This window comes from Streptomyces sp. NPDC054770 (assembly GCF_053611985.1).
The window spans coordinates 40030-50982 of the sequence record NZ_JBSHBL010000003.1; the positions used below are offsets into that span (position 1 = coordinate 40030).

16 protein-coding genes and 1 tRNA gene are annotated in these 10953 nt (G+C 70.8%); 3 read left to right on the forward strand and 14 right to left on the reverse strand.

Features of this window, described 5'->3' with window-relative positions; translation table 11 throughout:
* Nucleotides 1–34 precede the first annotated feature (34 nt).
* The 4 genes from ACWGKQ_RS04130 to ACWGKQ_RS04145 form a co-directional block, all read right to left on the reverse strand.
* Nucleotides 35–961, reverse strand: coding sequence for an RNA polymerase sigma factor SigF (locus tag ACWGKQ_RS04130; RefSeq protein WP_453290310.1), 927 nt, complete (start codon nucleotides 959–961; stop codon nucleotides 35–37).
* A 351-nt stretch (nucleotides 962–1312) separates the two neighbouring features.
* Entirely contained in the window at nucleotides 1313–2233 is a 921-nt protein-coding gene (locus ACWGKQ_RS04135) for an RNA polymerase sigma factor SigF (RefSeq protein WP_453290311.1), read from the reverse strand.
* A gap of 190 nt (nucleotides 2234–2423) precedes the next feature.
* Nucleotides 2424–2717, reverse strand: a complete 294-nt coding sequence (locus tag ACWGKQ_RS04140) for a Dabb family protein (protein ID WP_453290312.1) — start codon at nucleotides 2715–2717, stop codon at nucleotides 2424–2426.
* A gap of 17 nt (nucleotides 2718–2734) precedes the next feature.
* Nucleotides 2735–2911 carry a hypothetical protein gene (locus ACWGKQ_RS04145; protein WP_189262746.1) on the reverse strand — a complete coding sequence of 59 codons (177 nt, stop codon included), beginning with the start codon at nucleotides 2909–2911 and terminating at the stop codon, nucleotides 2735–2737.
* A 211-nt stretch (nucleotides 2912–3122) separates the two neighbouring features.
* On the opposite strand from ACWGKQ_RS04145, the gene ACWGKQ_RS04150 reads away from it, so the two are divergent.
* Nucleotides 3123–3326 carry a PLDc N-terminal domain-containing protein gene (locus ACWGKQ_RS04150; protein ID WP_167449904.1) on the forward strand — a complete coding sequence of 68 codons (204 nt, stop codon included), beginning with the start codon at nucleotides 3123–3125 and terminating at the stop codon, nucleotides 3324–3326.
* A gap of 45 nt (nucleotides 3327–3371) precedes the next feature.
* Here ACWGKQ_RS04150 and ACWGKQ_RS04155 read toward each other — a convergent pair.
* From ACWGKQ_RS04155 to ACWGKQ_RS04170, 4 genes are all read right to left on the reverse strand, one after another.
* Nucleotides 3372–3456 (reverse strand) — tRNA-Ser (locus tag ACWGKQ_RS04155).
* A 65-nt stretch (nucleotides 3457–3521) separates the two neighbouring features.
* A complete protein-coding gene (tadA, locus tag ACWGKQ_RS04160) occupies nucleotides 3522–3953 on the reverse strand; it encodes a tRNA adenosine(34) deaminase TadA (protein ID WP_453290313.1) in 432 nt (143 codons plus the stop codon).
* Between the two features lie 56 nt (nucleotides 3954–4009).
* Nucleotides 4010–4537 carry a tRNA adenosine deaminase-associated protein gene (locus tag ACWGKQ_RS04165; RefSeq protein WP_453290314.1) on the reverse strand — a complete coding sequence of 176 codons (528 nt, stop codon included), beginning with the start codon at nucleotides 4535–4537 and terminating at the stop codon, nucleotides 4010–4012.
* A gap of 384 nt (nucleotides 4538–4921) precedes the next feature.
* The gene (locus tag ACWGKQ_RS04170; protein WP_453290518.1) at nucleotides 4922–5119 is read right to left on the reverse strand and encodes a hypothetical protein; all 198 of its coding nucleotides are present in this window, start codon (nucleotides 5117–5119) and stop codon (nucleotides 4922–4924) included.
* A gap of 134 nt (nucleotides 5120–5253) precedes the next feature.
* Here ACWGKQ_RS04170 and upp point away from each other — a divergent pair, with 134 nt between their 5' ends.
* Complete coding sequence (upp, locus tag ACWGKQ_RS04175) at nucleotides 5254–5889, forward strand: uracil phosphoribosyltransferase (protein ID WP_453290315.1); 636 nt, start codon at nucleotides 5254–5256, stop codon at nucleotides 5887–5889.
* 77 nt (nucleotides 5890–5966) lie between these two features.
* Here upp and ACWGKQ_RS04180 read toward each other — a convergent pair whose 3' ends face one another.
* Nucleotides 5967–6635, reverse strand: a complete 669-nt coding sequence (locus ACWGKQ_RS04180) for a LytR C-terminal domain-containing protein (protein ID WP_453290316.1) — start codon at nucleotides 6633–6635, stop codon at nucleotides 5967–5969.
* A gap of 111 nt (nucleotides 6636–6746) precedes the next feature.
* Nucleotides 6747–7043 carry a type II toxin-antitoxin system VapB family antitoxin gene (locus ACWGKQ_RS04185; protein WP_003999914.1) on the reverse strand — a complete coding sequence of 99 codons (297 nt, stop codon included), beginning with the start codon at nucleotides 7041–7043 and terminating at the stop codon, nucleotides 6747–6749.
* Between the two features lie 112 nt (nucleotides 7044–7155).
* Between ACWGKQ_RS04185 and ACWGKQ_RS04190 the strand changes: the two genes are divergently transcribed.
* Nucleotides 7156–8742: a helicase HerA-like domain-containing protein gene (locus ACWGKQ_RS04190; RefSeq protein WP_453290317.1), complete on the forward strand. Its 1587-nt coding sequence runs from the start codon at nucleotides 7156–7158 to the stop codon at nucleotides 8740–8742.
* A 55-nt stretch (nucleotides 8743–8797) separates the two neighbouring features.
* Here the strand turns inward: ACWGKQ_RS04190 and ACWGKQ_RS04195 are convergent, their stop codons facing one another.
* The 4 genes from ACWGKQ_RS04195 to ACWGKQ_RS04210 all read right to left on the reverse strand — a co-directional run bounded on the left by ACWGKQ_RS04195 (nucleotide 8798) and on the right by ACWGKQ_RS04210 (nucleotide 10829).
* Nucleotides 8798–8938, reverse strand: a complete 141-nt coding sequence (locus ACWGKQ_RS04195) for a hypothetical protein (protein WP_453290318.1) — start codon at nucleotides 8936–8938, stop codon at nucleotides 8798–8800.
* Nucleotides 8939–8997: 59 nt separating this feature from the next.
* Nucleotides 8998–9345, reverse strand: a complete 348-nt coding sequence (locus ACWGKQ_RS04200; RefSeq protein WP_453290319.1) for a hypothetical protein — start codon at nucleotides 9343–9345, stop codon at nucleotides 8998–9000.
* Nucleotides 9346–9457: 112 nt separating this feature from the next.
* Complete coding sequence (locus tag ACWGKQ_RS04205; RefSeq protein WP_453290320.1) at nucleotides 9458–10108, reverse strand: HdeD family acid-resistance protein; 651 nt, start codon at nucleotides 10106–10108, stop codon at nucleotides 9458–9460.
* Nucleotides 10109–10202: 94 nt separating this feature from the next.
* Nucleotides 10203–10829: an HhH-GPD-type base excision DNA repair protein gene (locus ACWGKQ_RS04210; protein ID WP_453290321.1), complete on the reverse strand. Its 627-nt coding sequence runs from the start codon at nucleotides 10827–10829 to the stop codon at nucleotides 10203–10205.
* Nucleotides 10830–10953: the final 124 nt, after the last annotated feature.

The following is a 10953-nucleotide window of genomic DNA, read 5'->3' on the forward strand; positions in this document are numbered from 1 at the left end:
ACACTCCGTCAGTAAGGAAGCCGTAGGCACGACTTCAGTCCGAGATCAGGCCCTCGCGGAGCTGGGCCAGGGTGCGGGTCAGCAGGCGGGAGACGTGCATCTGGGAGATGCCGACCTCCTCGCCGATCTGGGACTGGGTCATGTTCGCGAAGAAGCGGAGCATGATGATCCGGCGCTCGCGCGGCGGGAGCTTGGCGAGCAGCGGCTTCAGCGACTCGCGGTACTCGACGCCCTCCAGGGCCGTGTCCTCGTAGCCGAGGCGGTCGGCCAGGGAGCCCTCGCCGCCGTCGTCCTCGGGGGCCGGGGAGTCGAGGGAGGAGGCGGTGTAGGCGTTGCCGACGGCGAGGCCGTCGACCACGTCCTCCTCGGAGACGCCCAGGACGGCCGCCAGCTCCGTCACCGTCGGGGAGCGGTCCAGCTTCTGGGAGAGCTCGTCGCTGGCCTTGGTGAGGGCCAGGCGCAGCTCCTGGAGGCGGCGCGGCACGCGCACCGACCACGAGGTGTCGCGGAAGAAGCGCTTGATCTCGCCCACGACCGTCGGCATCGCGAACGTCGGGAACTCCACGCCCCGTTCGCAGTCGAAGCGGTCGATCGCCTTGATCAGGCCGATGGTGCCGACCTGGACGATGTCCTCCATCGGCTCGTTGCGGCTGCGGAAGCGGGCCGCCGCGTAGCGCACGAGGGGGAGGTTGAGTTCGATCAGGGTGTCCCGGACGTAGGCACGCTCGGGGCTGTCCTCTCCGAGTGCGGCAAGGCGCAGGAACAGGGAGCGGGACAGGGTGCGGGTGTCGAGGTTCTCCGAGACCACCGGGACTTCCGGGGTCGGAGGGGCCTCCAGCGCCGGGGCGCCTTCGATGGCGCCATCGATGCTGTCGAGCACGTCGATGGCGTCGAGCTCCTTGGGCGCTGCCTCGCTCTTCGTGGGCATGAGCACCTTCGAGCTGCCCTGGTCTGCGGACATGCCACCCCCTTTGGGTCGCGGGACGGTCGCGGCGGCGTTCCCTGCTAGGAACGATGCCTTCACCTGAATACCGGAGCCGGAGCCCCGGCAAACGCGCTTCCGGCAGAATGTCACATGTCGGCAACACGCTGTAGTGACATGTCGACATGCGAGATGCGAATCCGCCCTGGATGAAGGGGGTCTGACGCTTTTTCGACCCTCAACTGTCGGGAAGTGCGCTGGTGAGCGATTCGCTCTCGCCGGTGATGGCTCGATCCTGTTTGCGGTTACGGCCGTACCAAGTCGCTCGGGGCGGGTCTCGGACCGGTAACGGGCCCGGCGGTGGGGGCCCGGACGGGCCCTGTGCCTGCCCTAGGCCTCGATGCGGTTCGCCGAGCGCAGGCGCTGGAAGCTGCGGGCCAGGAGGCGGGAGACGTGCATCTGGGAGACGCCGAGCTCCGCGCTGATCTGCGACTGGGTGAGGTTGCTGTAGTAGCGCAGCAGCAGGATCCGCTGCTCCCGCTCGGGCAGTTGGACGAGCAGGTGGCGGACCAGGTCGCGGTGTTCCACGCCGTCCAGGGCCGGGTCCTCGTAGCCGATGCGGTCCAGGAGGCCCGGCAGCCCGTCGCCCTCCTGGGCGGCCTCCAGGGAGGTCGCGTGGTACGACCGGCCGGCCTCGATGCAGGAGAGCACCTCCTCCTCGCTGATCCGCAGCCGTTCGGCGATCTCGGCGGTGGAGGGGGACCGGCCGAAGGCGGTGGTCAGGTCCTCGGTCGCGCTGTTCACCTGGACCCAGAGCTCGTGCAGCCGGCGCGGGACGTGCACGGTGCGGACGTTGTCCCGGAAGTAGCGCTTGATCTCGCCGACGACGGTCGGCATCGCGAAGGTCGGGAACTGCACGCCCCGGTCCGGGTCGAAGCGGTCGATGGCGTTGATGAGCCCGATGGTGCCGACCTGGACGACGTCCTCCATCGGCTCGTTGCGGGAGCGGAAGCGGGCGGCCGCGTAGCGCACGAGCGGGAGGTTCGCCTCGATGAGCGCCGCGCGCACCCGGTTGTGCTCCGGCGTGCCCGGCTTGAGCTCCTTCAGCTGGCCGAAGAGCACCTGGGTCAGCGCCCGGGTGTCGGCGCCCCTTCGCTTCTCCGGGGCGGGGGCGTCGGCTTGGGCGGGGGTGGCGGCGGTCTGGGTGGCGGCTTGGGCGGGGGTCTGGGTGGAGGCCTGGGCGGGGGTCTGGGCGGGGGTCTGAGTAGGGGCGGGCGCCTCTTCCTGGGGCGGCGCAGAACTGGCCGACACGGTCAACGCCACCTCTTCATCGGTCAATCATCCGTCAAAAGCGGTCATAGCATCACAAGACATGTGCACTGTGTGCAAGCACCGCATAACGTCGTGTTGGGTATTAATACTGGCAAGTTGAGGCATAAGGCGCAGTAAAGCCCCCCGCCGTCGCGGCGAGGGGCTCAGGATCCGGAGGTGGCCGTACGGCTCAGAACTCGTAGTCGGCGATCACCCAGGTGGCGAACTCCCGCCACTGCGCCGCGGCCGCCTGGTGGGCCGGGTGCTCCAGGTACCGCTTCAGCGCGTCCTGGTCCTCGACCGCCGAGTTGATCGCGAAGTCGTGGGCGATGGGGCGGTCGGTGATGTTCCAGCCGCACTCCCAGAAGCGCAGCTCCTCGATCTGCTCGCCGAGGGCGAAGAAGGCGGCGGCGCCCGCGACGGCACGCGGATCGTCGCGCCCGACGCCCTCGTTGAGCTTGAAGAGGACCAGGTGGCGGATCATGGGCACTCCCAGTGCGTCTACTTCGCCCCGTCGGCCAGCCAGGTGAAGAAGTCGCCGACGGACTTCGCGGCGTCCGATATGCCTTGGAAGACTATCTGGACCCAGTCCGCCGCCCTGGGCGGGTCGGTGATGATCACGTAGAGCGCGAAGATCACGAGTACGTAGACGGCGATCTTCTTGGCGTTCACGGCCACCTGGCCTCTCCCCTGTCCGTTCCCCCGTTTTCCGGGCGCGAGTGTAACCCTCCGATCGTTTTGTATGACCAACGGCACGATGTGTGCCGGATTTTTTCTCCGATTCTCCGAAGATCCGATGCCCCGAAGATCCGATGCCCCGAAGCGTGAACCGATCGCGGGGGCCGCTCCGATGAAGGGCCGAGGGAACGAAGACGGAGGGAACGCACAGATGCTGATGACAACGATGGCCTTCGGGCTCGTCGCCCTGCTGATCGTGCTCGTCGTGGCGGCGCTGCTCGACTGCGTCCGCACACCGGCGGAGCGGGTCAGGTACGTCCCGAAGTGGCTCTGGCTGCTGTTCCTGCTGCACGCCCCGGTCTTCGGGGCCCTCGTCTGGAACTACGCGGGCAAGCGCCCCGAGCCGTCGGCGTAACGCACGAAGGGCGGCTCCGATGCGGAGCCGCCCTTCACGTGACAGCGGTAGCGGAGGGATTTGAACCCTCGGTGACTTGCGCCACACTCGCTTTCGAGGCGAGCTCCTTCGGCCGCTCGGACACGCTACCGAGGGAGACCTTACAGCACGGGGGCCCGTGCTCTGAAATCGGTATTCGGGGCCGCGGACGGGGCGTCAGCGGGTGCGGAAGAAATCCGTGAGGAGGCGGGCGGATTCGTCCGCAAGGACGCCCTCGACGACCTCGGGGCGGTGGTTCAGGCGCCGGTCGCGGACGACGTCCCAGAGGGACCCCGCGGCGCCGGCCTTCTCGTCGCGGGCGCCGTAGACGACCCGGTCCACCCGGGACTGGACCAGGGCGCCGGCGCACATCGTGCAGGGCTCCAGGGTGACGACCAGGGTGCAGCCGGTGAGCCGCCACTCCCCGAGCGCCGCGGCGGCCCGGCGCAGGGCGAGGACCTCGGCGTGTGCGGTGGGGTCGCCGGTGGCCTCGCGCTCGTTGTGCCCGGTCGCGAGGACCGTCGTACCGTCCGGGGACAGCACGACGGCGCCGACGGGGACGTCCCCGCCCCGGACGGCCCGGCCGGCCTCGTCCAGGGCGAGCCGCATCACGGCCCGCCAGCGGTCGCGTACCGGGTCGGGGGACCCGGATGCCCCGTGGAGCGTCAGCGGACGGTCTCCAGGACGTCGGAGGCGCCCAGGGCCTCGGCGATCTCGCTGAGCGCGTCGTCGCTGAGTGCCAGCAGCTCCTTCGCGCTCACGCCCAGGTCGTCCAGGATCGCGGCGTCGCCGACCGGGCCGGCCGGCACGGCGGAGCCGTCCGCGTCGTCGTCGGCCTCGGCCTCCGGTTCACCGTCCTCGGTGCCGTCGAGGTCGAGGGCGTCCAGGTCGTCATCGTCGTCCTTGGGCTCCCTTCCGAGCAGTTCGTCGGTGAGCAGGAGCTCGCCGTACGAGCTCCGGGCGGCGGCGGCTGCGCTGGAGACGAAGACCCGGGGGTCCTCCTCCCCGTCGACGCGCACCACGCCGAACCAAGCGTCTTCCTGCTCGATGAAGACGAGCACCGTGTCGTCGGCCTCCGAGGCCGATTCCCGGGCCAGGTCGGCCAGGTCCGACAGGGTCTCCACATCGTCGAGCTCTGTGTCGCTCGCTTCCCACCCGTCTTCGGTGCGCGCGAGCAGTGCGGCGAAGTACACCGTGACTCTCCCACTGGTCTTAGGCGTGCCGGTTGGGGGTCCCCCCGGCGGAGGTTCTGGGCGGGGAGAGCTGTGCTCCGAGCCCCGCCCACTCGGAATCGTGGCAGAAACAAGGCGTTCAGGGGACGTCTTCGGCTCCCTGTGTCTGGCAGTTTTGATCGCACGTATGCAAAGAGGCATCCATGCGTCCGTCAACGCAGCCACCAGCGCACTCGTTGCCGCCACCTGCGGATCGTACGCGGGTTTTCCCGCAGCCCACGCACGGCCTTCCCCATGACGGACCGCAACGCGCCACAAGGAGTGGATCTTTGCCGAAGGATCGGCTTTACGACTGTTGCCGAGTCTTGCCGACTCTTGGCGAGTCTTGTGCACTCCTACCGATTCCTACCAGCGGAACGTCCGCATGCGCAGCGCGTGCCGCAGCCGGGCCGCCTTGGCGCGGCGGGGCTGGACCCGGTCGCGCAGCGCCCGCGCCTCGGCGAGTTCACGCAGGAACCGGGCCCGGCGCCGCCGCCGCTCGGCCTCCGTCTCGCCCTCGGGCGCGCCGTACGCACGGTCCGGCCGGTCGGCCGGACCAGGCAGCGCAGGCAGTTCAGGCAACGTCGCATCACCCCCGGTCCGACACTCCCACTTTCCCCCGGATGGGGGGTTTGATGCCAGGGCGGGCGAGCGCGGGCGTGCGCGAGGTGTGAGGGGGCGCGGTTACTGTTGTGGACATGCGTCTCCACGTCGTCGACCACCCCCTGGTCGCCCACAAGCTCACCACGCTGCGCGACCGGCGCACCGACTCCGCGACGTTCCGGCGGCTCGCCGACGAACTGGTCACCCTGCTCGCCTACGAGGCGACGCGGGACGTGCGGACCGAGGCCGTCGACATCCAGACCCCGGTGGCCGCCACGACCGGCGTCAAGCTCGCCCGGCCGCGGCCGCTGGTGGTGCCGATCCTGCGGGCCGGGCTCGGCATGCTGGACGGCATGGTCCGGCTGCTGCCGACCGCCGAGGTGGGCTTCCTGGGCATGATCCGCAACGAGGAGACGCTCCAGGCGTCCACGTACGCGTCGCGGATGCCGGAGGACCTCTCCGGGCGCCAGGTGTACGTCCTGGACCCCATGCTGGCCACCGGCGGCACGCTGGTCGCGGCGATCCGCGAGCTCATCAAGCGGGGCGCGGACGACGTGACGGCGGTCGTCCTGCTGGCCGCGCCCGAGGGCGTCGAGCTCATGGAGCGGGAGCTGGCCGGAACGCCGGTCACGGTCGTGACGGCGGCGGTGGACGACCACCTCAACGAGCACGGGTACATCGTGCCGGGGCTGGGCGACGCGGGGGACCGGCTGTACGGGGCGGCCGAGTAGCACGAGCCGTTCGCTTCGGCGCCCCTTTCAGGGCGCCTGGCGAGCCGTCTGTTCCCTGTGGTCCCGGCTGTGCCGGTTCAGCAGCTCTTCTTCGAGGTCGACGCCGTCGGACTGGGGGCCGACAGGGCCGTGATCGCCTTGGCGGCCGTTGCCTGGGGGGTCAGGGTCTTGAAGGCGTTGCCGATGATCAGGTCCACGGCGGCGCCCTTGCGGCCCGCCTCCGTGCGCTGGTCGGCGGCCGTCACCTGGGTGGCCAGGACCGGGAGCGAGGTCTTCAGGGCCGAGGGCGGGCCGAGCAGTATCGCCGTGCCCTTGACCTTCTGGTCGAACTTCGCCGGCGCGTTGCCGACGTCGCCGATCTTGAAGCCGCGCTTCTTCAGTTCGTCCGCGGTGTCCTTGGCCAGGCCCGTGCGGGTCGTGGCGTTGTAGACGTTCACCGTGATCTGGGCCGGCTTCGGCAGCACCGCGGCCCGGGCACCGGCCGACGCACCGGCCGCGGGACTCGCGCTGGCGGCGGCCTGCTTGACGCAGTCCCCCGCCGAGCCGGCCGCGGACGCCGTCCCGCCGCCGCCCGTGAAGACGTCGATGAGCTGCAGGGTGCCCCAGCCGACCAGGCCGAGCGCGGTCACGGAGGCGGCCACGGAGAGGACGAGCCGGGCACGCCGTCGGCGCGGGCGCATGCGAGGGTATTTGTCCCCTGTGATCCGGTACTGGCCGCCCATGCCGGGGGGAGTCAGCATGCTCATGAGCGCAGCGTAGTGCGCCACGCGAGCGTTGACTAATAGATGATCATCTGACGGTGCCCGGTCCAACCCGAAAGGGGCAACCGGCGGCAAATGCCGGGTGGCGAGCGGGTGTCAGTCGAGTTCGAGCACGCGCGCGTGCAGCACCTGGCGCTGCTGGAGGGCGGCGCGGACCGCACGGTGCAGCCCGTCCTCCAGGTACAGGTCGCCCTGCCACTTCACGACGTGCGCGAAGAGGTCGCCGTAGAACGTCGAGTCCTCGGCGAGGAGGGTCTCCAGGTCGAGCTGCCCCTTGGTCGTCACGAGCTGATCGAGGCGGACCGGGCGCGGTGCGACGTCCGCCCACTGCCGGGTGCTCTCCCGGCCGTGGTCGGGGTACGGCCGGCCGTTTCCGATGCGCTTGAAGATCACACGGAAAGCCTACCGGTCCAGACGTTCCGGGCGCAGCCATGGCGAGCGAGTGCGACGCTGGAAAAGACATCGCAAAGGCCGTCAAACGGGCTAAAAGGGAACAGGGGGTCCGATGATGAGTTCCGGTGAGCCCGACCCCACGGTCTCCGAGGCCGTCTCCGGGACCGTCTCCGGGGCCGTCTCCGGGACCGCCGCCGGCATCGCCTCCGGGTACGCCTTCGCCGGTCAGGCGCTGGATCTCGGTGCGCTTCTCTGGGACGGGCGGTGCCGTCCCGACGCCCCGGTGCGCATCCCCCTCGCCATGCTCAACCGCCACGGCCTGGTCGCGGGCGCCACCGGCACCGGCAAGACCAAGACGCTCCAGCTGATCGCCGAGCAGCTCTCGGCGCGCGGCGTCCCGGTGTTCCTGGCCGACGTCAAGGGCGACCTGTCCGGCATCGCCCGCCCCGGGCAGGTGAACGACAAAGTGCGCGGCCGGGCCGCGGAGGTGGGGCAGGAGTGGACGGCGACCGGCTTCCCCGCCGAGTTCCTCGCGCTCGGCGGCCTCGGCCACGGCATCCCCGTCCGGGCGACCGTCACCAGCTTCGGCCCGGTGCTGTTCTCCAAGGTGCTCCAGCTCAACCGGACCCAGGAGCAGTCCCTCGGCCTGATCTTCCACTACGCCGACACCAAGGGCCTGGAGCTGATCGACCTCAAGGACCTCAGGGCGGTGGTCGCCTTCCTCACCTCCGACGAGGGCAAGGCGGAACTGAGGGACATCGGCGGGCTGTCGACGGCCACCGCCGGGGTGATCCTGCGCTCGCTCACCGCCTTCGAGGCGCAGGGCATGGCGGACTTCTTCGGCGAGCCGGAGTTCGACACGGCCGACCTCCTGCGGACGGCACCGGACGGCCGGGGCGTCGTCTCGGTCCTCGAACTCCCCGCCGTCCAGGACAGACCGCTTCTCTTCTCCACCTTCCTGATGTGGCTGCTCGCCGACCTCTTCCACGACCTCCCCGAGATCGGCGACGCCGACCGGCCGCGGCTGGTCTTCTTCTTCGACGAGGCGCATCTGCTGTTCGACGGCGCCTCGAAGGCGTTCCTGGACTCGATCACGCAGACCGTGCGCCTGATTCGCTCGAAAGGAGTCGGCGTCTTCTTCGTCACCCAGACCCCGAAGGACGTACCGTCCGACGTCCTCGCCCAGCTCGGCAACCGCGTCCAGCACGCGCTCAGGGCCTTCACCCCGGAGGACCAGAAGGCGCTGCGGGCCACCGTGCAGACCTTTCCGAAGTCGTCGTACGACCTCGAAGAGCTGCTCACCGGGCTCGGTATCGGCGAGGCCGTGGTGACCGTGCTCGGCGAGCAGGGCGCCCCGACGCCGGTCGCGGCGACCCGGCTGCGGGCCCCCGAGTCCCTGCTGGGGCCGGTGGACACGGCGGAACTGGACGCGGCGGTGCGCGGGTCCGCGCTCCAGGGACGTTATGCACAGGCTGTGGACCGGGAGTCGGCGTACGAGAAGCTGCGGCAGGCGCCCGCCGCCGAGCCGAAGGCCGCTCCGAAGGCCGCTCCGAAGGGCGCGGCGAGGGAAGAGGAACCCTCCCTCGTCGAACAGGTCGTCGGCAGCGGGATGTTCAGGTCCCTCGCCCGGTCGGTGGGGACCCAGCTCGGCCGGGAGATCACGCGCTCGCTGTTCGGTACGGCCCGCAGGCGCAGGTGAGCCGGGCGAGGTGAGCCGGGCGCCCGCACGGGCCGCCCGGCTCAGGGTCGCAGGATCAACCGTGCTTCTGCTCCTGCGGCCGCGTGCTCGGCGGTTCCGCCGTCTTCGGGGCCGTCTTCAGCGCCGGCTTCGGTGTGCTGCGCACGGCCTCCGCGCGCAGCAGGGCGCGCAGGACCGCGTACGGGTCTGAGGACATGACTGTGTTCCTTGCGTAGAGCTGACTGACCTGGGGGGAGTGCGGGACAGGCCGGTCGGTCAGCAGCGCAGGACCACGGTGCGCAGGAGGGGCGTGGCGTACGGCGGGCGCGGTGCCGTCGGGCAGGGGCGGTGGCAGTCCGCCGGGCCTGCGGACGCCGCGGCGGGGAGCGGCGCGGGGCGCTGGGGTACGTCGGCGCGGTGGACGGCGCGGGCGGGGGGCCGCAGCGGGGTGTCGAGGACGTCGTGCTCGGCGGTCTCCGCCGAGACGGCCGCCGCGGTGGCCGCCGCGAGCGCCTCGGCCGCCTTCGGGACGCCGACCAGCAGCAGGGCCAGCAGCAGCACGAGCGCCCGCGGCCAGGCGGGGCCTGACCACGGGCGGCGTCCGGTCGGGCGACCGCTGCTCATGGCGGTCATCTCCCCGCGCGGTGGGGGGTGTTCATCGTCCGGGACGCGAGTTCCGCTCGCTCGGCGTACCACCGAGGCGCGAAGTTGACGAAGCCGGCGGGACCGGCGGCGCTCACAGCGCCTGTGGGATCTGCTGGGCGCGGCTGCGGATGCCGAACGCCGTGACGATCTCGACGATGCCGACGACGACCAGCCAGATGCCCGCGACGAGGGTGAGCACCGCGACCGACCGGAACGGCGAGACGATCAGCACGACGCCGGCGATGAACGTGACGATCCCGAGGAAGATCATCCAGCCGCGTGCGGGCATCCTGTGGTCGTGCACGGCGGCGAGCGTCTGGGTGATCCCGCGGATCAGCCAGCCGATCCCGATCCACAGGGCGAGCAGCAGGATCGACTCCAGAGGGCCCCGGAAGCAGAACAGGCCGAGCAGGATCGACAGCGCGCCGCTGATGAAGGCCAGGACGCGCAGCGAGGTCGCCTTGTGCGTGCCGAACGCGGACACCAGCTGGAAGACGCCGCTGATCAGCAGGTAGATGCCGAAGAGCACGCCGGCGGCGAGCAGCGAGGCACCGGGCCAGACGAGGATCAGGATGCCGAGGATCAGGGAGGCGATCCCGGTGAGCAGGACGGTCTGCCAGGCGGCCTTGGAGAGGGCGTGCAGCGGTCCCTCGAAGGGCGGTTCGGGCTCGGGCCGAGCGGTGCCGGTGGCGTGCGCCTTCCGGTCGTCGTCGGCGGGGCCGGTGCTGGGGGGCTCGGTCATGGTTCCAGCTGAGACCGGGGGAGCCGGACGGGCCAGCAGGGAACGGCCGATCGGGTGACGTACCGCGGACCGCGTACCGCGGCCGCCCTGTCCGCTACTTGCCCCCGCCGCCACCCCCGCCCTTGGCCGCCTTCGCTGCCGCCTTCATCTCCTGCTTGTGCGCCCGCACCTTCGCCAGCGACTCGGGCCCCGTGATGTCGGCCACCGACCGGAACGCCGCCGCCTCCCCGTACGCTCCCGCCGCCGCCCGCCAGCCCTTCGGCGTCACCCCCAGCTGCTTGCCCAGCAGGGCCAGGAAGATCTGCGCCTTCTGCTTCCCGAACCCGGGCAGTTCCTGGAGCCGTCCGAGCAGCTCCGCCCCGCTGTCGACGTCACGCCAGATGCCCTCGGCGTCACCGTCGTAGTGCTCGACGAGGTACTGGCACAGCTGCTGGATGCGCTTGGCCATCGAACCGGGGTACCGGTGCACGGCCGGCTTCTCGGAGAGCAGCGCGGCGAACGCCTCCGGATCCTGCGCGGCGATCTCGTGCGCGTCCAGGTCGTCCGTGCCCATGCGCCGCGCGATGGTCGCCGGTCCCTTGAACGCCCACTCCATCGGCACCTGCTGGTCGAGCAGCATGCCGGTGAGCGCGGCGAGCCTGCTGCGGCTGAGGAGGGCGTCGGCCTCGGGGTCCTGGGCGAGATGCAGGGCGGGGGAGCCGGTGTCGGCGTTGGCGTCCATGGCTCGATGATCCCGCGCCCGGACCGCCCTCGCGCGCCCGCGGCAGCCCGGCCTCCTCGACCCTCTCACCCCTCACGTACGATTCCTCCGCGATTCAACTTAGGTAAGGCTAACCTCAGACAAG